21 protein-coding genes and 1 tRNA gene are annotated in these 21,291 nt (G+C 73.8%); 12 read left to right on the forward strand and 10 right to left on the reverse strand.

Annotated elements, in window-relative coordinates; translation table 11 throughout:
- Positions 1 to 104 precede the first annotated feature (104 nt).
- The 3 genes from QK440_RS33465 to QK440_RS33475 all read left to right on the forward strand — a co-directional run bounded on the left by QK440_RS33465 (position 105) and on the right by QK440_RS33475 (position 2,937).
- Entirely contained in the window at positions 105 to 680 is a 576-nt protein-coding gene (locus QK440_RS33465) for a TerD family protein (protein ID WP_282797037.1), read from the forward strand.
- A 133-nt stretch (positions 681 to 813) separates the two neighbouring features.
- On the forward strand, positions 814 to 1,962 hold the full coding sequence (locus tag QK440_RS33470; protein ID WP_282797012.1) for a DUF475 domain-containing protein: 1,149 nt from the start codon (positions 814 to 816) through the stop codon (positions 1,960 to 1,962).
- Positions 1,963 to 2,196: 234 nt separating this feature from the next.
- Positions 2,197 to 2,937, forward strand: coding sequence for a Tellurium resistance (locus QK440_RS33475; RefSeq protein ID WP_282797013.1), 741 nt, complete (start codon positions 2,197 to 2,199; stop codon positions 2,935 to 2,937).
- Positions 2,938 to 2,959: 22 nt separating this feature from the next.
- Here the strand turns inward: QK440_RS33475 and QK440_RS33480 are convergent, their stop codons facing one another.
- The gene (locus tag QK440_RS33480) at positions 2,960 to 3,916 is read right to left on the reverse strand and encodes a TerD family protein (protein ID WP_282797014.1); all 957 of its coding nucleotides are present in this window, start codon (positions 3,914 to 3,916) and stop codon (positions 2,960 to 2,962) included.
- 329 nt (positions 3,917 to 4,245) lie between these two features.
- Here QK440_RS33480 and QK440_RS33485 point away from each other — a divergent pair, with 329 nt between their 5' ends.
- From QK440_RS33485 to QK440_RS33500, 4 genes are all read left to right on the forward strand, one after another.
- Entirely contained in the window at positions 4,246 to 5,412 is a 1,167-nt protein-coding gene (locus QK440_RS33485; protein ID WP_282797015.1) for an HpcH/HpaI aldolase/citrate lyase family protein, read from the forward strand.
- A gap of 215 nt (positions 5,413 to 5,627) precedes the next feature.
- Positions 5,628 to 8,222 carry a phosphoribosyltransferase gene (locus tag QK440_RS33490; RefSeq protein ID WP_282797016.1) on the forward strand — a complete coding sequence of 865 codons (2,595 nt, stop codon included), beginning with the start codon at positions 5,628 to 5,630 and terminating at the stop codon, positions 8,220 to 8,222.
- A gap of 368 nt (positions 8,223 to 8,590) precedes the next feature.
- Entirely contained in the window at positions 8,591 to 9,331 is a 741-nt protein-coding gene (locus QK440_RS33495) for an HAD family hydrolase (protein WP_282797038.1), read from the forward strand.
- Between the two features lie 480 nt (positions 9,332 to 9,811).
- On the forward strand, positions 9,812 to 10,027 hold the full coding sequence (locus QK440_RS33500; protein WP_282797017.1) for a zinc ribbon domain-containing protein: 216 nt from the start codon (positions 9,812 to 9,814) through the stop codon (positions 10,025 to 10,027).
- Positions 10,028 to 10,138: 111 nt separating this feature from the next.
- On the opposite strand, the gene QK440_RS33505 is transcribed toward QK440_RS33500, so the two are convergent.
- From QK440_RS33505 to QK440_RS33520, 4 genes are all read right to left on the reverse strand, one after another.
- Positions 10,139 to 11,134: a sugar kinase gene (locus tag QK440_RS33505; RefSeq protein ID WP_282797018.1), complete on the reverse strand. Its 996-nt coding sequence runs from the start codon at positions 11,132 to 11,134 to the stop codon at positions 10,139 to 10,141.
- Positions 11,131 to 11,841: a bifunctional 4-hydroxy-2-oxoglutarate aldolase/2-dehydro-3-deoxy-phosphogluconate aldolase gene (locus QK440_RS33510; RefSeq protein ID WP_282797019.1), complete on the reverse strand. Its 711-nt coding sequence runs from the start codon at positions 11,839 to 11,841 to the stop codon at positions 11,131 to 11,133. The genes QK440_RS33505 and QK440_RS33510 overlap by 4 nt, the downstream gene beginning before the upstream one ends.
- A gap of 71 nt (positions 11,842 to 11,912) precedes the next feature.
- Positions 11,913 to 13,259, reverse strand: a complete 1,347-nt coding sequence (locus QK440_RS33515; protein ID WP_282797020.1) for a hypothetical protein — start codon at positions 13,257 to 13,259, stop codon at positions 11,913 to 11,915.
- A 443-nt stretch (positions 13,260 to 13,702) separates the two neighbouring features.
- On the reverse strand, positions 13,703 to 14,506 hold the full coding sequence (locus QK440_RS33520; RefSeq protein WP_282797021.1) for a DUF4097 family beta strand repeat-containing protein: 804 nt from the start codon (positions 14,504 to 14,506) through the stop codon (positions 13,703 to 13,705).
- A 184-nt stretch (positions 14,507 to 14,690) separates the two neighbouring features.
- Between QK440_RS33520 and QK440_RS33525 the strand changes: the two genes are divergently transcribed.
- Positions 14,691 to 14,762 (forward strand) — tRNA-Val (locus QK440_RS33525).
- A gap of 611 nt (positions 14,763 to 15,373) precedes the next feature.
- On the opposite strand, the gene QK440_RS33530 is transcribed toward QK440_RS33525, so the two are convergent.
- Positions 15,374 to 16,624, reverse strand: coding sequence for a helix-turn-helix transcriptional regulator (locus QK440_RS33530; RefSeq protein WP_282797039.1), 1,251 nt, complete (start codon positions 16,622 to 16,624; stop codon positions 15,374 to 15,376).
- A 205-nt stretch (positions 16,625 to 16,829) separates the two neighbouring features.
- On the opposite strand from QK440_RS33530, the gene QK440_RS33535 reads away from it, so the two are divergent.
- Positions 16,830 to 17,168 (forward strand): hypothetical protein, encoded by a 339-nt coding sequence (locus QK440_RS33535; RefSeq protein ID WP_282797022.1) that lies wholly within the window; start codon positions 16,830 to 16,832, stop codon positions 17,166 to 17,168.
- Positions 17,165 to 17,707 carry a flavoprotein gene (locus QK440_RS33540; protein ID WP_282797023.1) on the forward strand — a complete coding sequence of 181 codons (543 nt, stop codon included), beginning with the start codon at positions 17,165 to 17,167 and terminating at the stop codon, positions 17,705 to 17,707. Before QK440_RS33535 ends, QK440_RS33540 begins: the two co-directional genes overlap by 4 nt.
- 176 nt (positions 17,708 to 17,883) lie before the next feature.
- Here QK440_RS33540 and QK440_RS33550 read toward each other — a convergent pair whose 3' ends face one another.
- The 3 genes from QK440_RS33550 to QK440_RS33560 form a co-directional block, all read right to left on the reverse strand.
- Complete coding sequence (locus QK440_RS33550) at positions 17,884 to 18,411, reverse strand: hypothetical protein (RefSeq protein ID WP_282797024.1); 528 nt, start codon at positions 18,409 to 18,411, stop codon at positions 17,884 to 17,886.
- Between the two features lie 153 nt (positions 18,412 to 18,564).
- Complete coding sequence (locus QK440_RS33555) at positions 18,565 to 18,816, reverse strand: hypothetical protein (protein WP_282797025.1); 252 nt, start codon at positions 18,814 to 18,816, stop codon at positions 18,565 to 18,567.
- A gap of 256 nt (positions 18,817 to 19,072) precedes the next feature.
- The gene (locus QK440_RS33560; RefSeq protein ID WP_282797026.1) at positions 19,073 to 19,423 is read right to left on the reverse strand and encodes a hypothetical protein; all 351 of its coding nucleotides are present in this window, start codon (positions 19,421 to 19,423) and stop codon (positions 19,073 to 19,075) included.
- Between the two features lie 95 nt (positions 19,424 to 19,518).
- Between QK440_RS33560 and QK440_RS33565 the strand changes: the two genes are divergently transcribed.
- Entirely contained in the window at positions 19,519 to 19,743 is a 225-nt protein-coding gene (locus QK440_RS33565; RefSeq protein WP_282797027.1) for a DUF2277 domain-containing protein, read from the forward strand.
- 52 nt (positions 19,744 to 19,795) lie between these two features.
- Here the strand turns inward: QK440_RS33565 and QK440_RS33570 are convergent, their stop codons facing one another.
- On the reverse strand, positions 19,796 to 20,401 hold the full coding sequence (locus tag QK440_RS33570; RefSeq protein ID WP_282797028.1) for a VTT domain-containing protein: 606 nt from the start codon (positions 20,399 to 20,401) through the stop codon (positions 19,796 to 19,798).
- A gap of 283 nt (positions 20,402 to 20,684) precedes the next feature.
- Between QK440_RS33570 and QK440_RS33575 the strand changes: the two genes are divergently transcribed.
- A complete protein-coding gene (locus QK440_RS33575; protein ID WP_282797029.1) occupies positions 20,685 to 21,224 on the forward strand; it encodes a superoxide dismutase family protein in 540 nt (179 codons plus the stop codon).
- Positions 21,225 to 21,291 lie beyond the last annotated feature (67 nt).

The raw sequence follows: 21,291 nt of genomic DNA on the forward strand, positions 1-21,291 counted from the left end.
CCCCGCACCACCCGCACCACCCGCGCGCCCCGGGCCGCCGGCTCCGGCCACCGGCCCGGGCGCCCGGCGCCCGCCGCTCAGCACCACCCGGGGAGGACACGATCATGGGCGTCACACTCGCCAAGGGAGGCAACGTCTCCCTGTCCAAAGCCGCACCCGACCTCACCCAGGTGATGGTCGGCCTCGGCTGGGACGCGCGCTCCACCACCGGAGCCCCCTTCGACCTCGACGCCAGCGCCCTGATGTGCCAGTCGGGCCGCGTCCTCGGCGACGAGTGGTTCGTCTTCTACAACAACCTGAAGAGCCCGGACGGCTCCGTCGAGCACACCGGTGACAACCTCACGGGTGAGGGTGACGGCGACGACGAGTCGCTGCTCGTGGACCTGTCCAAGGTCCCGGCCCACTGTGACAAGATCGTCTTCCCCGTCTCCATCCACGAGGCGGACAACCGCGGGCAGACCTTCGGCCAGGTGAGCAACGCGTTCATCCGCGTGGTCAACCAGGCCGACGGCCAGGAGCTCGCCCGCTACGACCTCAGCGAGGACGCCTCCACGGAGACCGCGATGATCTTCGGCGAGGTGTACCGCTACGGCGGCGAATGGAAGTTCCGCGCCGTCGGCCAGGGGTACGCGTCCGGACTGCGGGGCATCGCTCTAGACTTCGGAGTCAATGTTTCCTAAAGGACTCTCCCCGGGTTCCCCAAGCGGCTGACGTCGTCGGCCGCCGGGGTTCCCGGGTGGCCCCCGGGGAAGACGGCACACAGCAGCCGGGGCCGGCACGGGGGAGACCCGTACACACACGATTGGGTAGCCAGTGGTACTGAAAACCTTCGGCTGGTCGTTCGCAGTCACTGCGCTCGGCCTGGTCGCAGCGGTGCTCTTCGGGGGGTGGGCGGCGCTCGGGCTCGTGGCGATCCTGTCCATCATGGAGATCTCGCTGTCCTTCGACAACGCGGTGGTCAACGCCGGGATCCTGAAGAAGATGAATGCCTTCTGGCAGAAGATCTTCCTCACCATCGGCATCCTCATCGCCGTCTTCGGCATGCGTCTCGTCTTCCCGGTCGTGATCGTCGCCGTCAGCGCCAAGATGGGCCCGATCGAGGCGGTCAGGCTCGCGCTCAACGACAAGGACAAGTACCAGCAGCTCGTGACGGACGCGCATCCGTCCATCGCCGCCTTCGGCGGCATGTTCCTGCTGATGATCTTCCTCGACTTCATCTTCGAGGACCGGGACATCAAGTGGCTCGGCTGGCTGGAGCGCCCGCTGGCCAAGCTCGGCAAGGTCGACATGCTCTCGGTGTGCATCGCGCTCATCGTGCTGCTCTTCTCGGCGATGACCTTCGCCAAGCACGCGCACCAGCACGGCGGCACCCATGCCGACAAGGCGGAGACCGTTCTGATCTCCGGGGTCGCGGGTCTCATCACGTATCTCGTGGTCGGCGGACTCTCCAGTTACTTCGAGAACAAGCTCGAGGAAGAGGAGGAGCGCGAGCACGAGGAGGAGGAGAAGGCCAAGAAGACCGGCAAGCCCGTCTCGGCCGTCGCGCTCTCGGGCAAGGCCGCGTTCTTCATGTTCCTCTACCTGGAGGTCCTGGACGCGTCCTTCTCCTTCGACGGTGTCATCGGCGCCTTCGCCATCACCAACGACATCGTCCTGATGGCGCTCGGCCTCGGCATCGGCGCGATGTACGTCCGGTCCCTCACGGTCTACCTGGTCCGCGAGGGCACCCTCGACGACTACGTCTACCTGGAGCACGGCGCGCACTACGCCATCGGCGCCCTCGCCGCGATCCTGCTCGTCACCATCCAGTACGAGATCAACGAGTTCATCACCGGCTCGATCGGCGTCGTCCTCATCGCCGCCTCGTTCTGGTCGTCCGTGCGCCGCAACAAGGCGCTGGCGGCCGCCGAGGGCGGAGGCTCGGGCTCGGACGAGAAGTCCGAGGTGCCCTCCGGCGTCTGACCGGCCCCGGGCCGCGGCCCGGATCCCAGGCACCGCACTGGCGGCGTCCCCGGCTCGGGGGCGCCGCCAGTGGCGTTCCCGCGGTGCCCTACGGTGAGATCCGGATCACTCGACGGCACGTGTGGCACCGGCCCCGGTGAGGAAGTCTCTTGGGCGGGACGGCTGTTGGGCGGTGCCGCGCGGCCGTCCCGGGACGGGGGCAGGTGGCGACCGGGGCGATGTGGGGGTTGTGGCATGGGCTTCTTCGACGGACTGCGGCCCGGGAAGGCGATGGACTTCGCGTCGGGCTCGACGGCTTCGAACGCCATCGAGCTGACCAAGCGCCATCCCGCGGTGTCGCTCACCAAGCAGGGCGCGGCGACGGGCAACCTCCGCGTCAACCTCTCCTGGCAGATGCGGACCTCGGACCTCATCGGCAGGAAGCGCGGCGGCGGCGGCCTGCTGCGCCACCCCTTCAAGCTGTTCCAGCCCGAGGAGGTGCAGGCGCACACCCAGAGCATGGTGAACGTCGACCTCGACCTCGGCTGTCTGTACGAGCTGAAGGACGGCACCAAGGGCGTGGTGCAGCCGCTCGGCAACTTCTTCGGCGACCTCAACGGACCGCCGTACGTGAAGGGCAGCGGCGACGACCGGTTCGGCTCGGGGACGGGCGAGACGCTGTACGTCAACCTCGACCACCGGGAGTCCATCAAGCGGCTGCTGGTGTTCGTCTACATCTACGACCAGACGCCGGCGTTCGACCGCACCTCCGCCAAGGTCACGCTCTACCCCAGCAACGGCCCGCGGATCGAGATCGACCTCGACGAGCGGCAGCCGCAGGCGCGCTCGTGCGCGGTGGTCCTGCTCGAGAACATCAAGGACGAGCTGATCGTGCGCCGCGAGGTGAAGTTCGTCTACGGCTTCCAGGCCGAGCTCGACCGGCTCTACGGCTGGGGCCTGCAGTGGGGCCGCGGCTACAAGTCGAAGGTGAGCTAGCGGGCCGCCGGGGCGGGCGGGCTCACCGCGGCAGGAACTGCGGCCCCTGCGGCGGCATCCGGAAGTCCGGGTCGGGCACGGGCGCCACCGGCTGCGGATAGCCGTACGCGGGCGCGGGCGGCCGGACGGCGGGCGCGGGCCCGGCCTGCGGGTAGCCGTAGGCGGGCCCGGGCGCGGGGTGGCGCGGCGGCTCGGGCGGGTAGCCGTACGCGGGCTGGGGAGCCATGGCGGGCGCGGGCGGCGCGGCCGGGTACGCGACCGGCTGCGGCTGCGGCTGCGCGTGCGGCTGGGGCTGGGCGTGGGTCACGGGCTGCGGGGGCGCGGGCTGCGGGGTCACGGGCTGCGCGGGCGCGGACTGCGCGGGCCACGGGGGCGCCGGCTGCTGGGGGCCGCGCGGCAGCGAGGCGTCCGGCGTCGGCTCCGGCACGGCCTCCGACTCGTCCACGACGATGCCGAAGTCGGTGGCGAGGCCCACCAGGCCGTTGGAGTAGCCCTCGCCCAGGGCGCGGAACTTCCAGCCCTCGCCGCGGCGGTAGAGCTCGCCGCAGATCAGCGCGGTCTCGGCACCGGTCTGCGGGGTGATGTCGAAGTACGCGAGCGGCTCGGCGGCGGCGGTGGCCGCGGCGTCGTACAGCGAGATCCTCAGGCCGCGGACGCGTTCGAAGGGCACGTCGTCGGCGGACGCGAGGAGCAGGACGCGGTCGACGGCCGGGTCCAGGCCCGCGAGGTCCGTCTGGACGGTGTCGGTCAGGCCCTCGGCCACACGCTTCTTGCCCAGGCGCCAGACCTTGCCGGAGGGGTGGCGCGGCTGGTTGTAGAAGACGAAGTCCTCGTCGGAGCGCACACGGCCGTCGGCGCCGAGGAGCAGCGCCGAGGCGTCGACGTCGGGGGAGCCCTGGCCCGGCGTCCAGCGCAGCACCGCGCGGACCGCGGCTGCCTCCAGCGGGACGTTCGATCCCTTCAACATCGCGTGCGTCATGCCGTCATCCTGCCTTCCTCGTCCCGGGCGGGACAACGTGGGGGCCGGAGGCCGTTCCGGACTCCGGTCTTCCCCGATCCACCCGGCCCCAGACGCGTTCAGGCGACCGATGCCTTTCGGACACCTGCCCGACTTGATGTGGCTTGATCAGCATTGTCCTATGACATGCGACTGTGCCGGTGTGATGCGGAGGTGTGTGACATGGCCGGGTTACCTGAATGTCATGCTCAGGGGGAACCCGGGGCACCCGGTCTTACGTACTATTACCGGCCAGTCCTCGGATCGCATCGTCGATACGGGCGACCACAGGAGAATCCCAGGGGAACCCCATGCGTCACTTCGGGCACATAGCCCCGCAGGTGCGAGAGCGCCTCTTCCACCGGGAGCCGTGTGCCTTCACCGCGGACTCCCCGCCGCAGCTCCTCGCGGCGGCGCTCGGCGCCACGCTCTACAGTCCCGCCACCCGGCCGCACCTGGCCGACGACATCCTCAAGCAGGCCGGCCGTGGCGTGATCTCGATGGTCGTGTGCCTGGAGGACTCCATCGACGACGCCGAGGTCGTGGGCGCCGAGGAGAACCTGGTCCGGCAGTTCAGGGACCTCGCGCACCGGCCGGACGCCCGGCCGCCGCTGCTCTTCGTCCGGGTCCGCAGGCCCGAGCAGATCTCCGACCTGGTCCGCAGGCTCGGCCCCGCGGTCCGGCTGCTCTCCGGTTTCGTGCTGCCGAAGTTCACCGAGGAGCGGGGCATCCCGTTCCTGGAGTCGCTCGCCGCCGCCGAGACGGCCACCGGGCGGCGCCTGTTCGCGATGCCGGTCCTGGAGTCGCCGCAGCTCCTGTACCTCGAGAGCCGCGCCGAGACGCTCGCCGGGATCGCCCGCACCGTCGACAAGTACCGCGAGCGGGTGCTCGCGCTGCGCCTCGGCGTCACCGACTTCTGCTCCGCGTACGGCCTGCGCAGGCCGCCGCACATGACCGCGTACGACGTGCAGATCGTGGCCTCCGTCATCGCCGACGTCGTCAACCACCTCGGCCGCGCCGACGGCACCGGCTTCATCGTGACCGGGCCCGTGTGGGAGTACTTCCGCGTCCAGGAGCGGATGTTCAAACCGCAGCTCCGGCAGAGCCCCTTCCTCCAGGTCCGCGCCGAGGAGCTGCGCCGGGCCCTCATCGAGCACGACATCGACGGCCTGCTGCGCGAGATCGAGCTGGACCGGGCCAACGGCCTGCTCGGCAAGACCTGCATCCATCCGTCGCACGTGCTGCCCGTGCACGCCCTCTCCGTGGTCAGCCACGAGGAGTACAGCGACGCGCAGGACATCCTCCGCCCCGAGCGGGACGGCGGCGGCGTCCTGCGGTCCGCGTACACGAACAAGATGAACGAGGTGAAGCCGCACCGCGCCTGGGCCGAGCGGACCCTGCGCCGGGCGGAGGTCTTCGGCGTCGCCCGCGAGGACGTCGGCTTCGTGGAACTGCTCTCGGCGGGGCTGCGCGTCTGATGGGCCATCGGGAGACGGACGGCGGGGAGACGGGCGGCGGGGACACGAACGGCGGGGACACGAACGGCGACGAAGCGGACGGCCGGGAACCGGTTCACCGGGAAACGGGCTGCCGGGAGACGGACTCCCGAGATACGGGCCGCCGGGCAACGGGCCGCCGGGAGACGGACTCCCGGGAGACGAAGCGTCGGGTGGCGGGCTGCCGGGTGGCGGCCGTGAGGAACGACGTGAACGACGTGAACGACGTGAGGGTGACGAAGAACGTGGTGTGGTCGGGTACGTGGGTCGCCGAGCGGCTCGGTGTGGAGCTCGCCGGGGACGACGGGCTGCGCGAGCTGCTCGGGCTGGCGCTGCGGCGCAACCCCAGGCGCGCGCACCTGCTGGTGTCGAACGTGCTCGGCAAGCACGTGCCGCAGCGGCCGTCCGTGGTGCGGCGGTCCGGGTACGAGCTGGGCCTGCGGGTCCGGGAGCTGCTCGGCCCCGAGGAGGCCGCGCGGGCCGTCGTGCTCGGCTACGCGGAGACGGCCACCGCCCTCGGCCACTGCGTCGCCGACGGCCTCGGTGACGCCCCCTACCTGCACTCCACCCGCCGCCCGGTCGCCGGCACGGCGCCCGCGGGCGGCTTCGAGGAGTCCCACTCGCACGCCACCTCCCACCTGCTGCTCCCCGAGGACCCGGCGCTGCTGGCCGGGGCGGGCGCGCTGGTCCTCGTCGACGACGAGTTCTCCACCGGCAACACCGTCCTGAACACCGTCCGCGCCCTGCACGCCCGCTACCCGCGCGAGCGGTACGTCGTCGTCGCCCTGGTCGACCTGCGCGCCCCCGCCGACCGGCACCGCCTCGACGCCTTCGCCCGGGAGATCGGCGCCCGCGTCGACCTGGTCACGGCGGCCTCGGGCACGGTACGGCTGCCCGACGACGTCCTGGAGCGGGGCCGGGCGCTGGTCGCCGAGCAGGAGGCGGCCGCGGCGCGCGCGGGGCGGGACGCACAGGGGGCGCCGGTGCCCGCGCCCCGCCGCGAGCGGGCCCCCGCCACCTCCGCCACCCCCGTCGCCTCCGTCACCCGCGTCGACCTCGGCTGGCCCGAGGGCCTGCCCGACGGCGGCCGGCACGGCTTCACACCCGCGCACCGCGCCCGCCTGGAAGCCGCCCTGCCCGGCCTGGCCGAACGCCTCGCGCGGGCGCTGCCCGCCGGGGCCCGGCGGGTGCTCGTCCTCGGCTTCGAGGAGCTGATGTACGCGCCGCTCGCGCTCGGCGTCGCCCTGGAGGGCCGCCTCGGCACCGGCACGGAGGTCCGCTACTCCACCACCACCCGCTCACCCGTCCTCGCCGTCGACGACCCCGGCTACGCCATCCGCACCCGGCTCGTCTTCCCCGCCCACGACGACCCGGCCGACGGCCCCGGCGACCGCTACGCCTACAACGTCGCGGGCGGCGGCTTCGACGCCGTCGTCGCGGTCGTCGACTCGGCCGCCGACACGCCCGCCCTGCACGCCCCCGGCGGTCTGCTGGCCGAGCTGGCCGCCCACACCGGGCACGTGCTGCTCGCCGTCGTCCCGTCCTACACGCCCGCCCCCACCCCCGTCCCCCCGCCCGTACCGGCCCACCAGGAACCGCCCGTGCTGCCCGAACCGCTCCGCGGACCCGCCTTCTCCTCCTACGCGCCCGACGACGTCGGCTGGCTGCTGCAAGACCTCTCCGACGTGACGCTGGAGGCGCCCACCGAGGAGCGCGAGGAGGCCATCCAGAGCGGCGGCGCGCACTACGCGGAGTCGCTGCCGGTCGAGTACCAGCCGAGCGAGCGGTACCAGGAGCTGTTCCGGGCCGCGCTCGACGCGTCCGCCGCGCGCGTCGCGCTCGCCGTCGGCACCGTCACCGAGACGGTCCTCGCCGAGCGGGGCCACGCCCCCGGGCGGGACGGGGGCCGCCCGGGCCGCCCGGTCCTGGTGTCGCTCGCCCGCGCGGGCACCCCCGTCGGCGTCCTGATGCGCCGCTGGGCCCGGCAGCGGCACGGCCTGGACCTGCCGCACTACGCCGTGTCGATCGTGCGCGGCCGCGGCATCGACGCCAACGCGCTGCGCTGGCTGGCCGCCCACCACGACCCGGCCGACGTCGTGTTCGTCGACGGCTGGACCGGCAAGGGCGCCATCACCCGCGAACTGGCCGAGGCGGTACGGAAGTTCGAGCAGGCCGAGGGCGTCTCCGGGTTCAGCCCGGAGCTCGCCGTCCTCGCCGACCCGGGCTCGTGCGTCCGTACCTACGGCACCCGCGAGGACTACCTCATCCCCTCGGCCTGCCTCAACTCCACCGTGTCCGGGCTCATCTCGCGCACCGTGCTGCGCGCCGACCTCGTCGGGCCGGACGACTACCACGGCGCGAAGTTCTACCGCGAGCTCGCGGACGCCGACGTGTCCCGGGACTTCGTGGCGGCGGTCGCCGCGCGCTTCGACGAGGTGCGCGAGGCCGTGGACGTCCAGGTCAAGGAGATCCTGTCCGCCGACCGCACCCCCACCTGGGAGGGCTGGGCCGCCGTGGAGCGCATCAGCGAGGAGTACGGCATCCACGACGTGAACCTCGTCAAGCCCGGCGTCGGCGAGACCACGCGCGTGCTGCTGCGCCGCGTGCCGTGGAAGGTCCTCGCCCGGGCCGGGGCGGGCGCCGACCTCGACCACGTACGGCTGCTCGCCGCGCAGCGCGGCGTACCCGTCGAGGAGGTGGACGGCCTGCCGTACACCTGCGTGGGGCTGATCCACCCCCGCTACACGCGCGGGGCGACCGGCGCCGACGGCAAGGCGGTGACCGACGCGTGACCACCCTCCCGCCGCCCGCCCCCACCACGCCTCCGCCCGCCCCCGCCCCGCCTCTGCCATCCACCGGCCTGCCGCCGTCCACCGGGGCCGCTGCGCCGTCGCCGTCCGGGGCTGTCGTGCCTCCGTCTGGGGCCGCCGAGCCCTCGTCGTCCGGGGCCGCCGTGCCGCTGCCGCCCGCGGGCGCCTCGCTGTCCACCCGGGCCGCCATGCCGCCGCCGTCAGGCCCTGCCGTGCCACCGCCGTCCGAGGCCGTCCCGCAGTCGGCCGCCGCCGGCCCGTCGTCGTGCGGCGCCGTGCCGCCCGTCGCGCTCGTCGCCAGTGACCTCGACCGCACCCTCATCTACTCCGCCGCCGCGCTCGGCCTGCGCATGCCCGACGCGGAGGCGCCCCGGCTGCTGTGCGTCGAGGTGTACCAGGGCAAGCCGCTGTCGTACGTCACCGAGGCCGCGGCCGGGCTCCTCGCGGAGCTGGCGCGGGCCGCGGTCTTCGTCCCCACCACCACCCGCACCCGGGAGCAGTACGGGCGCATCCACCTGCCCGGCCCCGCGCCGCGGTACGCGATCTGCGCGAACGGCGGGCACCTGCTCGTCGACGGCGTCTCCGACCCCGCCTGGCGGGCCGCCGTCGACCGGCGCCTCGCCGCGGACTGCGCGCCCCTCGACGAGGTGCGCGCCCACCTGTTGCGCACCGCCGACCCGGCCTGGCTGCTCAAGGAGCGCGTGGCCGAGGACCTGTTCGCGTACCTGGTCGTCGAGCGGGCGCTGCTGCCGGAGGGCTGGGTCAAGGAACTCGGCGCGTGGGCCGACGACCGGGGCTGGACCGTCTCCCTGCAGGGGCGCAAGGTGTACGCCGTGCCGCGGCCGCTCACCAAGAGCGCGGCGATGCGCGAGGTCGCGCGGCGGGCGGGGGCCGAGGTGACGCTGGCCGCGGGGGACTCCCTGCTCGACGCCGACCTGCTGGCGGCGGCGGACCTGGCCTGGCGGCCGTCGCACGGGGAACTGGCCGACTCGGGGTGGGCTGCGCCCGGGCTCGTGGTGGTCCCCGAGGCCGGGGTGGCGGCGGGGGAGGAGCTGCTGCGCCGCTTCCTGGCCGCGACGCGCAGGCCCTAGCCCTCGCGGGGGGCGCCCCAGACCCGCCCCTTTCCCGTAACCAGGGGCTGCCGCCCCTGGACCCCGCTTTTCGGCGCTCCGCGCCTCGTCCTCAAACGCCGGACGGGCTGGAACTTTCCGCCGAGCGCGGCTGAGATCTTCAGCTGTGTCCGCGCTGAACGTCTCCGCCGTGGCCGCGCCGGAGGTCTTTCAGCCCGTCCGGTTTCCCGTAACCAGGGGCTGCCGCCCCTGGGCCCCGCTTGATCGGCCTTTGGCCTCGTCCTTAAACGCCGGACGGGCTGGACATGTCCGCCGAGCGCGGCTGAGATCTCCAGCTGTGTCCGCGTTGAACGTCTCCGCCGTGGCCGCGCCGGAGGTTTTTCAGCCCGTCCGGCGTTTGAGGACGAGCGCGCAGCGCGATGTCGGGGGTCCAGGGGGCGGAGCCCCCTGGTTACGGGAAGGGGCGGGATCGGGGCGTGCCACGCGGCGTAACCTGTGCGCATGCCTCGCTACGAATACCGCTGCCGCTCCTGCGGCGACACCTTCGAACTGAGCCGCCCCATGGCGGAGTCCTCCGCCCCGGCCTCCTGCCCCGCCGGGCACGAGGACACCGTCAAGCTCCTGTCGACCGTGGCGGTCGGCGGCACCTCCGCCGCCCCCGCGCCCCGCGGCGGAGGCGGAGGTGGCGGCTGCTGCGGCGGGGGCTGCTGCGGCTGACGGCGACAGGGAGCGTAGGGCAGTAGAGGAGTAGGCGAACAGGGGAGTAGAGGGGAAGCGAAGGGGACCGGCCTCGCCCGCTGTCCTACGAGGGAGGCGGGAAGCGGGCGCTCAGCGGAGCACGTCGTTCCCGCCCCCGAGCAGCCCCAGCTCCGCCCGCGTGGGCGCGCCCTCCCAGTCGCCGCGCGAGGCGACGGCGAACGCCCCGGTGGTCACCGCCCGTTCGAGCCGCGCCGCGACACCGGCCCCGTCGAGCAGCGCGGACAGGTACCCGGCCACGAACGCGTCCCCGGCCCCCACGGTGTCGACGGCCCGCACGGGCACCGCGGGACGGTGTACCGGGGCGCCCCCGTCCCCGTACGCGGTGGCGCCGCCCGCGCCCAGCTTCACGACGACCTCGGGGACGCCCAGACCGAGCAGCCGCCGGGCCTGCTCGCCGGGGTCCGCCGCGGCGGGCCCGTCCGGCGGCAGACACAGCGGCAGCTCGTCGGCCGAGGCGACGAGCACGTCGACGTACGGCAGCCAGGGGCGCAGGAAGGCGCCCGCCTCCCGCCGACTCCACAACCGGCCGCGGAAGTTGACGTCCAGGCAGACCGGCACCGCGTGGTCGCGGGCGAGGCGCAGGGCGCGCTCCCAGGCGGCGCGGGCGGCCTCGCCGAGCGCCGGGGTGACGCCGGTGAGATGCAGCAGGCGCGGCGGCGCGGCCGTGAAGGCCCGCTCCACGGCGTCCGCGTCGAGGCGTGAACCGGCCGACCCGGAGCGGTAGTGGTGGACCCGCGTCACCTCCGGCAGGCGCGCCTCGAAGAGGATGAGGCCGGTGGGCGCGTGCGGGTCGCGGTGGGCGCCGCCGACGTCCACGCCCTCGGCGCGCAGCGTCCGCAGCACCAGTTCGCCGGCCTCGTCGTCGCCGACGGCACCGGCCCAGCGGACGCCGTGCCCGAGCCGGGCGAGCCCGACGGCCACGTTCGACTCGGCGCCCGCGACGGACACCGTCATGGCCCCGCCCAGTCTCAGCGGCCCGTCACCGCGCAGGGCGACCATGGTCTCGCCGAAGGTGAGCAGGTCCGGGGCGCCCGCCCCGGAGGCCTCGGACGCCGCCCGGTTCATCCGCACACCTCCACGAACCGCTCCGCGCGCCGCCGCAGCGCGTCCAGGTCGCCGCCGTCCGCCGCGTCGCCGACGAGCGGGGAGCCGACGCCCACCGCGACCGCGCCCAGGTCCAGGTACGCCCGGGCCGCGTCCGCGTCCACGCCGCCGACCGGTACGAACGGCAGGTCGGGGAAGGGGCCCCGGAGGGCCTTGACATGGTCCGGGCCGCCCGCCGCCGACGCGGGGAAGAGCTTCAGGGCGGTCGCCCCGGCCCCGGCCGCGGCGATGACCTCGGTGGGCGTGAGCACTCCGGCGAGCACCGGCAGCCCCAGGCCGAGGGCGGTCGCGACGCCCGGGCCGAGGCCGGGCGTGACCACCAGGTTCGCGCCCGCGTCGGCCGCCCGCCGGGCGTCCGCCCCGGTCACGACCGTGCCCGCGCCGAGCCACGCGTCCGGGCCCAGCTCGCCGCGCGCCCGGCGCAGCACGCCCAGCGCGTCGGCGCCGCTCAGCGAGACCTCGACCAGGGGGACACCGGACTCGACGAGCGCCACGACGGTACGGAACGACGCCTCCGGGTCGCGCCCGCGCACGATGGCGACCAGCCGCCGGGCCCGCAGAGCGGCAAGGAACCCGGCTGGGCCCCCGAAGCGCCTGCTGTCTCCGTTTCCCCCGTCGTCCCTGTTGTCCCCGTTATCCCCGTTGTCCTCAGTGTCGTCGTCGATCATGCGCCCAGGCTCGCACAGGTGTCCGGCCCGCCGGTGAGGGGCCCGGGCCGGGCCCCTCGGCCGCCGACGGATCACACCGCGCCCTGGCCCCGCTCCTCGCGGATCTGCGCGACCACGCGCGCGGCGGCCGAGCGCACCGCTTCCATCTCGGTCAGGAAGTGCCAGTAGTCGGGGTGACGGCCCTCCAGGGCGTCCACGGCGCGGTCCAGGCGGGCCACCGCGTCGTCCAGCGGACGGGCGTGGCGCGGGTCGGGCCGCTGGCGGCCCGCCATCGCCAGGCGCTGGGCGTCGCGGACGGCGAACCGGGTGCGCTCGATCTCCGCCCGCGGATCCTTGGCGACCTCGTTCAGGCGCCGCAGCCGGTCCCCGGCGGCGGACACCGCCTCGTCGGTGGAGTCGAGCAGCGCCCGCACCGTCGACAGGAGCGCCGTCGCGTCCGGCCACCGCTGCTCCTCGCGGGCCCGCTGCGCCTCCGCCAGCCTGTTCTCCGCCTGCCGTACGCTCTCCGCGGCCTGGTCCGGCACGCGCTGGAGGTCCTGCCAGCAGGCGGCGGTGAAGCGCCGCCGCAGCTCGCTGAGGACCGGCTCGACCTGCTCGCTGCGGGTGGTCAGGGCCTGGGCGCGGGTCCGCAGCGACACCAGGCGCCGGTCGATCTCGCGGGCCCGCTCGGGCAGCCGCTCGGCCTCGGCGCGGACGGCCTCGGCGTCGCGGGCGACCCGGTCGGCGCGGTGCAGCGTCTCGGCGACGCCGTGCTGCCCCGCGCCCTGGTTGAGCTTGGTCAGCTCGGGCCCGAGCGCGGCGAGCCGGCCCGCGAGGTCGTCGGCCTTCAGGCCCGCGGCACGTACCGCGTCGAGCGCGCCGGTGGCCGCCAGGAGCGTCTGCCGGGCCCGCTCCACGGCCGGGGCGAGCCGGGCGAGCTGCGTCTCGGCCTTGTCGACCAGCGGCCCGAGCCCCTGCGCGAACCGGTCCAGGTCCTGCTTGGCGCGGCCGAGCGCGTCCCTGGCCGCCGTCAGCTCGGTCCGCGCCCGGGCGGCGGCGGACGCCTCCAGGTCGTCGCGGTCCAGGTCGTAGGCGTCGACGGCGGTGATGTACTGGTGGCTGACCTCGTCGATGCGCCGCCCGAACGCCTCGAAGTCCGCCGCGGCCTTCCGCGCCGCGGGCGAGGAGTCCACCGCCACGATCGTCTCGATGGAGATCCGCAGATCGCGCTGGGCGGTGTCCAGCTCGTAGAACGCGGCGGCCGCCGCGTCCTTCGCGGCCTGCGCCCCGGCCCGCGGACTCTCCCCACGCCCCCCGAACCACCGCCGCGTACCGCCTCCGGCGAAGGCGGCGGGCACCACGGCGACCAGCAGAGGCAGAGGCAACAACACCAGAGCCAGCACATCACGCCCACCCACGAGAGCGCCCCGAAGGCGCACGGCCCCCGGACGGGATTCACCAGCGGCCGGCACGGCAGTGCCCCGAAGGGGCGCGGGGAACGGCGCGAGCAACCCCGGACGGCGTGCGGTGACGCACGACTCATCAGTGGGCGCTACGGCGCCGTCATCGGCGGCACCGGCCGGCACGGCAGTGCCCCGAAGGGGCGCGGGGAACGGCGCGAGCAACCCCCGACGGCCCGCGGCGACGGACGAGTCACCAGCGGGCGGCGGCACGGCAGCGGGCGAGACGCCAGGGAATGCAGAGGGCGAGACGCCAGGGAACGCGCCGGGCCCCGGCGGCGGTGGGGCAGCCGGTGTGGCCTGCGTGCCGCACATACGTGGCTGCGCTGGTGTCGCCGTCACTGTCCCTCTCCCGTGCTGTCGTCCGCCCTGCCCGGCCGGTCTCACATTCTCCCACCGGTGAGGACGAACACACAGGGCGGTCAGTTCGCGGGCCGCACCGTGACGTTGCCGTCGACACTGCGCACGGACACCTGGTGCGGGCTGCGCCCGGCGCGCGGCACGGACACGTCGACGCCGCCGTCGACGCTGCGGGCGTCCACGCGGTACGAGGCCTCGGGCAGGCCGACGGTCACGGACCCGTCCCGGCTGTGCGCGCGCACCCGGTCCGGTACGGCGTCGAGTTCGAGGCGTACGGAACCGTCCTGCGAGCGCGCGCTGACCCGCTTCGACGTGACGCGCTCGGTGCGCACGGACCCGTCGACGCTGCGCAGGTCCAGCGGCCCGCTGGAGTCCTCGACGGTGACGCTGCCGTCGGCCGAACGCACCGTGAGCGGGTCCCGGAACCCGCCGGCGGTCACCTTGCCGTCCCGGTTCAGCAGGGTCACGGCGACGCCGCGCGGTACGACGACGCGGTGCTTGGCGGAGCAGTTGGCGATCAGCCCGCCGCACTTGGTGCGGAACGTGAGCCGGTCGCCCGCGGCGTTCTGCTCCCAGGTGACCTTCGGGCTCTCGCCGAACACCGTCCGCCCGTCGAACCACCGCGTCACCCGTACGTCCTTCACGTCGTCCGACACCACGACCTCCAGGGCGGAGTCGTCGCTGTCGACGGTCAGGCTGTGCCCCGGCAGGCTGAACGACCGCCGCTCCGGCGTCTTGTCGTCGGAGGCGCTGGCCCCGCAGGCGGCGACGAGCCCGCACACGGCCGCCGTCGTGCCGACGCCGACGAGAAGCCGTACCCCTCGCGTACGACGCGGACCCGGACGACGGCTGTGGACGGTGCTCATGACGCTCTCCCCTTCGGACCCCGCGCGGCCCTCGCCGCGCGCACTCCGACGGTAGGAAGAAGCCGGTGTCCAGGGCATCCGGGCCGCTCCCGGATCCGAGGTGGGGGTAGCCCCCGTACCGGGCGGGGGCCCGCACGGGTTTGCGGCGCACCGCCACCGGCAAGGTAGGCTGTCGACTCGTCCCGGGCGCGTAGCTCAGGGGTAGAGCGTCGCCCTTACAAGGCGAATGTCGGCGGTTCGAAACCGTCCGCGCCCACCCGGTGAAGCAAGCGGTTCAGCGGCCCCTCGGAAGTTCTCCCGAGGGGCCGCTGCCGCGTCCGGAGCCCACAGGCACCTTGAGAACCGGCCCACCGCTACGAGGCTGCGACCCGGGAGCCCGCGCTCGCCGACCCCCTGCTCACCCCCGACGCCTACGACGTCCCGCTCGCCGCGCACCTCGCCCACCGACCGGCTCCTCGCGCGGACACGGCCACGCGTGCCACACCACGTGGGCCCCGGCGCCGGACGGCGAGGCCGTCGCTCTGCGCGAGGAGGATGCGCCGCACGACGGGCCGGTCGGCAGCTCGCGCTCCTGGATGAGCAGGGCCACCGCGCCCCGGTCGGCCCCCTCGGTGGCCCAGGCCCGTAGGCGTTCCTCGACGGGCGCGGGCCTGGCGGCGGGCGGGGTGTGGTCGTGGGGCACGGTCATCGTTGGCATACCGTCCTGAGCGGCTCGGCCGTCCCCGGGAGCGGGTGCAGGTACCGGGTGTCACACAGTCCGGCCGGGCGCCTGCGGCTCGACGATCCAGCAGACAAGCATGTCGGATTGGCCAGGGCGCGGGACGCCAAGGTGGACGCCCATGGAGAGGCGCTCGTCCGGCCCCGTCTTCACGCGGCCAACACTCCGATTCTGGCTGCCAGTTCTGATGCGCGGCGACGGCGGGCAGGAGCCTTGGATTCCGCTTCTTCCAGCACGATGCGCTTGGCGAACCCGTTGTACTTGATCGTCTCGGGCGCGGCCTCGTGTGCCTGCGCCAGCGTGGCCAACGCGACGTCCGGCTGCCCATCGAGCTGATAGGCCCTGGCTTCCTCGATACGGTGCCGAGCCCGGCGCGGGCGGGACGGGATCGTGACCGCGTCGGCGGCAGCCGCCTGTCGCACCGACTCGCCGCCCTGGTGCAGCTCGACGGCGATCGTGACCGCGTGGGCGCCCATGATGGCGTGGCTGAAGCTGGTGACCGGGTGGTAGTAGTCCGCGGGCAGTCGCGCGGCCATGGCACGCGCTTGGTCCCAGTACCGCCACGCTGTCCCGGTTTCTCCGCGGCGCGCGGCGGTGTATCCCGCCTCGAACGTGAGGGCGCCCGTGATGGCGAGGATCTCGTCCGAGGCGTCCGGCAGGAGCGGTTCCAGAAACGCTAGCGTCCGCAGGTTCACGGCGTCCGCCGCGTCGAAGTGGCTGTGCCCCGCGTCGCGATGCGCTTGTGCGGCGAGCCACGCGGCGACGCCGAGGGCGTGCGGGTCCTCGGACTCCTGTGCTGCGACAAGACCCCGCTCCGCCACGCGCCACAGGAGTGCGGCATCGGGCTGATAGGCGACGAAGAACTGGGTCAGCGAGTAGACCTCGGCGAGCACGGCGTGGGCAGCGCGTCGCTCGGCACCGGAGTTGGCCTGTCGCACGGTCGCCTGTGCGTCACGGATCAAGTCGGGCAACAGGGCGCCGATGACGTCGCGGTGGTTCGGTGCCGAGTGCCGGGCCTGCCACGCCCCGCGCAAGCGGGCGTTGAGGTGGGCGGTGGGTGGAGCCTCACGGGTCCTCGTGAGTGGAAAGGCGTCGACGGCGGCCTTGACCGAAGGGAGGCGCGGGTGCCCGGGGCCGGTGAACAGGTCGACGCGCATGGACTGATCCCCTGTGAGGTCGGAGAGGTCCCGGAGTCTGAGTACTTCAGCGATGCGGAGGATCACTTCGAGCTTCGGGGTTCCCAGTCGTCCCGTCTCGACGCTCTTGACCCAGGAGCCGGAGCGGCCGACGAGGCCGCCGAGTTGGTCGCGGGTCAGGCCGCGACGGGTGCGGAGAATCTGTAGCCTTTGCCCGAAGGCGAGCGGGTCGGTGTAGGGGTCCGGGGTAGCACCTGAAGACATCACGCGGCCTCGCCCTTCTCTGGACTGCTCCCACTTTTCAGAGTAGGAGCAAGGCCGACCTTGTGTAGGGCTTCCGATGAGGCTGTACGCCGGTGAGCACCACGAAGCAGCGCCTTACACTCCTGACTTGGCATCCGGAACGGTACTCGCGTCCGGCTTCGTATCACCCGGTTCGGGGGCGGCTGCGCTTGGTCGGATGGGCGGCATGACCACGCTGTACTTCCTCGCCGGCGCCGCCTCGCCAGTCTTCGCCGTGGCTTGTGCCATTCAAGACGCCCGGGAGCGAGGCTTCGACATGCGCCTCGGACTGACGCCGAGCGCGGCCGAGCGGCTCGCCGACGACCTCGATGAGCCGGCCACTCTGACGACGACGCCCAACGCGCCGCGTAGAAGTGGCTCCTGGCCGAGTGGGCCGCCGTCGCGCGCGCGGGAGGTCGAGGGCAGGCCCGACGCGGTGAACCTGGTCAAGGACCTGGTGGGCAGGATGCCGAATCCCGGAGGGCAGTTGCGTGCGCTGGCGCAGCGGTGTGGACTCCGGGCATGACGAAGCCGGTTCTCTACTTGCTCGCCTGTGCCGCAGGTCCGACCCAGTACCTCGATCGCGGCGTCCGCTGTGCCCAGGCCGCGGGGTGGGACACGTGTGTGATCCTCACGCCCTCCGCAGCCCGGTGGTGGGAGGACCGCCCCGACGAGTTGGAGGAGCTCACCGGGCACCGGGTGCGTTCGCAGTACAAGCTCCCCGGCGAAGGCGATGCGCTGCCGAAGGCGGACGCCATGCTCGTGGCACCGCTGTCCTGCACCAGCCTGAACAAGTGGGGCGCGGGGATCGCGGACACGCTGGCCCTCGGCCTCGTCTCGGAAGGCGTGCACATGGGGGTGCCCGTCGCGGCCATGCCGTACTTCAACCAGGCACAGGGCGCGCAGCCAGCCGTGGCGCACAGCATCGCGGCACTGCGGAAGCAGGGCGTGCAGTACCTCGACGGGCCCGGCGGATACGAGCCGCACCCGCCGAAGCAGGGAAACCCGGAAGGCTTCCCCTGGGACGCGGCCGTCGCCGCGCTGCCCCTGCGTACGGAGGGCTGAGGCCGCCTTCCATCGCAATGAGCCGTTCGAGTCCTTCGCCCATGCCCTCGGAGCCGTGCACGTCCGACGGGCCGCCGAGCTGCGCGGGCGCGGGCACGCGCTGCCCGGAGCCGCCGCCATCGTGTCGTGACGGCGAGGTGGCCGGACACCGCTTGTGCGGCTGCGTGGAGTTGTCCTCAAGGTTCCCGGGAGGGCGTCGGCCTGTCCGCGTTCAGGATTGTTTCCGCGTTGCGCAGGGCGCGGGCGCGGAGTTGGTGCCACGTGGTGAGGTCCGCGCGGTGTGTGGCGCGGACTTCCGACAGGGGGCGGTGGGCGTGTGCCGCCTCCGGCTTGAGGTTGTTCACCACCGTCGACACCCGGAACCAGCGCTTCTGGTCGCCGTACAGCGCGCGTTGAGCGGTGGCCAGGCAGCCGTCGGTGTGGGCGCGTACGACGTGGCCCGTGGACAGCGTCAAGGACAGTTCCGTGCGGCCGGTGCCGAAGAGGGCCCTGGTCACGCGGTCGCGCTCGGCCGTGGACGGCGGGCGGTCGCCCGGGCGGGGCGGCGTGAGGCCCTGCCGGGCCAGGCAGCGGTCGGTGAGCCGCTGCTGGGCGGCCCTGACCACGTCGTCCGGGGCGGGTGCGGGCGGTCGGTGAGCGGGGGAGGCGCAGCCGGCCGCCGCGAGCAGGAGGAACGGTACGCAGACCAGGGCGTGCGGGCGCATGGGGCGGCTCCCCGGGGGTGGGCGGTGCAGGGTGCCTGCCCAGGCTCCCCGGCAGCCGGTGCGCCAAGCGTTACGTCACCCGGATCGGTGATTAGTCGTACCGGTGGCCGCCCTACGGCGCTGGTGAGTAGGCGTACCGGTCGCCGCCCTACGTCATCGGCTCGGGTGCGTGCGCCGGTACCTGCGGTCCCAGCGCTCCTGGCGGGCCCGGCGGATGCGGTAGTCCCGGTAGCTGTGGGGCGTACTCGTGCTGCCGGAACCGCCCGGGGCGCCGCCCTGGACGGCGGCGCGGTCGTGGCGGCGTACCAGGAAGTAGGCGATGGCCGCGGCGACCAGCCACAGCAGGGGAGCGTTGAAACCGAGGACGATCAGGACGAGGAGCAGGGCGATCGTCAGGATGTACATGGGTGTACCTCCGCACGCTGCGCGCGGGGGCCGGGCGCGATGTCATGGACGGTGGCGGATCCGCGCGGAACGGAGCGGGGCGGCGGACCCGGAAGCGCGAGCCGTGACGTCGTCGCAGGGGCGTACGAGGGCGCGTCCGGCTCTCGTACGGCGGAGTCAACGCCCGCCGCGAGCGCGTGTCAATGCTTGTGGGGGCTCGGCGGGCCATGTCCGCCCCGCCGTTCCGCCGGAGGCCCGGAGGGCTGGTCGGCGGTCGTCACGCCCCCTCGGGTGGTGGGGTCTCGTGGGCGTGCTTGAGCCTCATCCGGGTGTCCACCGCCTGCGGTCCCGAAACCTGTTCCCAGAAGCGGTGACACGTTACGAAGACCGCCAGTTCGCGCTCCCGGGCGCGCAACTTCTCCACCTCGGCCTGCTCGTCCGGCGTCCAGCCCGGCGAGGCCGGCCGCTCCAGCTTGCGCCAGCCGTGGTCGTCGCTGAAGCCGTCGTGCGGCTCGACGGACCACGGGAGGCGGCGCAGCAGGGCGTGCAGCTCGGACCTGACCTGGTGCAGCTCTTCCTGGGCGGCCAGGAGGTCATCGGGGAACTCATGCGGGGGCGACTCGGGCACACCGTAATGCTACTCCTGTTCGAATTTGGTGTGCGAGCGACGCGCGGGCCGAACGGGGGGTTCTCGCCAGGGCGGCGACGCGCGAAGCTGGAGGCATGTGCCGCAGTATCAAGACGCTCCGCCCGCCCGTCCTGCCGCAGGAGGCCACCGAGGACGAGATCCGGGCGGCCGCGCTCCAGTACGTCCGCAAGGTGTCCGGGTTCCGGGAGCCCGCCGCGCACAACCGGGAGGTGTTCGAGCGGGCGGTCGACGCCGTGGCCGAGGCCACGGCCGCGCTGCTCGCGGGCATCGAGGTGCGGGGGGCCGGTCGCCGGGGCTAGGCCTCGAAGGGGCGCCCCAGGCGTCCTTGAGCGCCGGACGGGCTGAGCAGCGTCAGGCCGGGCGGCGGACCAGGTACGCCGCGCCCGCGCCCGCGGCGAAGAGGGCCAGGACCGAGACGCCCGTCGCGAGCCACGTCGCGCCCAGCCACTGGCCGCCGAAGTAGCCGAGCCCCACGCTGTAGCCGGCCCAGGCGACGCCCGCCAGGGCCGACCACGGCAGGAAGTCGCGCTTGCGGCGGTGGGCCGCGCCCGCGCCGAGGGAGACGATCGACCGCCCGGCCGGGGCGAAGCGCGCGATGACGACGAGCACGCCGCCCCCGCGCGAGAGAGCCGTGCCGAGCCGCTCCTGGGCGCTGGTCAGACGGCGGGAGCGGGCGATGGCCCGGTCGAGGCGTTCGCCGCCGCGCCAGGCGAGGCGGTAGGCGACGAGGTCGCCGAGGACCGACGCGGTGGCCGCGCACAGCAGGAGCAGCAGGAGGTCCGGCACGTCCTGCGGGACCCGCCCGGTGCCGGAGCCCGCCGCGGCGGCGGCCGTGGCGGCCGTGATGACGAGCACGCCGCTCGGCAGCAGCGGCAGGAACACGTCGAACAGGACCGAGAGCGCCACGACCGCGTAAATCCATGGGCTCGCGGTCAGCGCCCCCACACTCTCCAACACCCGAACTCCCCGTAATCCCCGGTCGGCAACTCATCGCCGCGTTTTCACGGGGAGCGGCGGGTGGCGGCCTGACGACAGCTGTACAGCGTACGCCGGGCTGTCGCCCGTAGATCCACGGGGGGCTCAGATGTTCGCAACGTCACGTTCATGAACCGGTCCCTCCGTTTCCCCGGCGGACCCACGCGTAGCGGCGTACGGTGGTGGGCGCTCCAAGTGCACGGAAACGAACAGTGACAGAGCGCCCCAAAAGGGCCTGACCTGGGAGACACAAAGGAGCTTGGCCATGGTGGCAGGAGTGCTGACCTCGGCCGTGGCGGCGGCTGTGCTCGCCGCGAGCGGTACCACCGGCGGGACGGACAGCGTGGAGGTCCGCGCGCAGGGACGGTTCGCGCCGCCCGCGGCCTTCGTGTCGCCGTCCGCGATCACGTACGACCAGAAGCTCGTACCGGCGGGCTCGTGGATCGAGGTGACCCAGCGCAGCGACCACAAGGGCACGAAGGTCCAGTTGCGGGTCAAGGGCATGAAGCCGGGCTACGCCTACGGCGTGCACGTGCACCAGAAGCCGTGCGGCGCGGACCCGATGGCGGCCGGCGGGCACTACCAGAACAAGCCGTCGCAGGACCCCGGTGACGTCAATCCGGACAACGAAGTGTGGCTGGACTTCACCGCACAGCCGAACGGCTCCGGCAGGTCGTCGGCGTACCACGACTGGGGATTCCGGCGCGGTGAGGCGGCGTCCGTCGTGCTCCACCGCGAGCAGGGCGGCGCCGGGGCGCGCCTCGCGTGCTTCAGCGTGCCGTTCGCGCCGCCGCCGGGGGCGTGACGGCGTAACCGCGAAGCCGCGTCACCCGTGTCGTGGTGACGCGGCCGCACCGCACGACAGTGCCCCC

The organism is Streptomyces sp. CC224B (assembly GCF_030010595.1).
GTDB lineage: Bacteria > Actinomycetota > Actinomycetes > Streptomycetales > Streptomycetaceae > Streptomyces > Streptomyces longispororuber.

What these genes read in the sequence shown, in the direction of transcription:
- QK440_RS33500 (WP_282797017.1), top strand. Translation starts at nt 9,812, where the DNA reads ATGCCTCGCTACGAATACCGCTGCCGCTCCTGCGGCGACACCTTCGAA.
- QK440_RS33520 (WP_282797021.1), bottom strand. Translation starts at nt 14,506, where the DNA reads ATGAGCACCGTCCACAGCCGTCGTCCGGGTCCGCGTCGTACGCGAGGG.
- QK440_RS33540 (WP_282797023.1), top strand. Translation starts at nt 17,165, where the DNA reads ATGACGAAGCCGGTTCTCTACTTGCTCGCCTGTGCCGCAGGTCCGACC.
- QK440_RS33530 (WP_282797039.1), bottom strand. Translation starts at nt 16,624, where the DNA reads ATGTCTTCAGGTGCTACCCCGGACCCCTACACCGACCCGCTCGCCTTC.
- QK440_RS33480 (WP_282797014.1), bottom strand. Translation starts at nt 3,916, where the DNA reads ATGACGCACGCGATGTTGAAGGGATCGAACGTCCCGCTGGAGGCAGCC.
- QK440_RS33550 (WP_282797024.1), bottom strand. Translation starts at nt 18,411, where the DNA reads ATGCGCCCGCACGCCCTGGTCTGCGTACCGTTCCTCCTGCTCGCGGCG.
- QK440_RS33505 (WP_282797018.1), bottom strand. Translation starts at nt 11,134, where the DNA reads ATGAACCGGGCGGCGTCCGAGGCCTCCGGGGCGGGCGCCCCGGACCTG.
- QK440_RS33475 (WP_282797013.1), top strand. Translation starts at nt 2,197, where the DNA reads ATGGGCTTCTTCGACGGACTGCGGCCCGGGAAGGCGATGGACTTCGCG.
- QK440_RS33565 (WP_282797027.1), top strand. Translation starts at nt 19,519, where the DNA reads ATGTGCCGCAGTATCAAGACGCTCCGCCCGCCCGTCCTGCCGCAGGAG.
- QK440_RS33495 (WP_282797038.1), top strand. Translation starts at nt 8,591, where the DNA reads ATGCCCGACGCGGAGGCGCCCCGGCTGCTGTGCGTCGAGGTGTACCAG.
- QK440_RS33510 (WP_282797019.1), bottom strand. Translation starts at nt 11,841, where the DNA reads ATGATCGACGACGACACTGAGGACAACGGGGATAACGGGGACAACAGG.
- QK440_RS33575 (WP_282797029.1), top strand. Translation starts at nt 20,685, where the DNA reads ATGGTGGCAGGAGTGCTGACCTCGGCCGTGGCGGCGGCTGTGCTCGCC.
- QK440_RS33485 (WP_282797015.1), top strand. Translation starts at nt 4,246, where the DNA reads ATGCGTCACTTCGGGCACATAGCCCCGCAGGTGCGAGAGCGCCTCTTC.
- QK440_RS33535 (WP_282797022.1), top strand. Translation starts at nt 16,830, where the DNA reads ATGACCACGCTGTACTTCCTCGCCGGCGCCGCCTCGCCAGTCTTCGCC.
- QK440_RS33555 (WP_282797025.1), bottom strand. Translation starts at nt 18,816, where the DNA reads ATGTACATCCTGACGATCGCCCTGCTCCTCGTCCTGATCGTCCTCGGT.
- QK440_RS33465 (WP_282797037.1), top strand. Translation starts at nt 105, where the DNA reads ATGGGCGTCACACTCGCCAAGGGAGGCAACGTCTCCCTGTCCAAAGCC.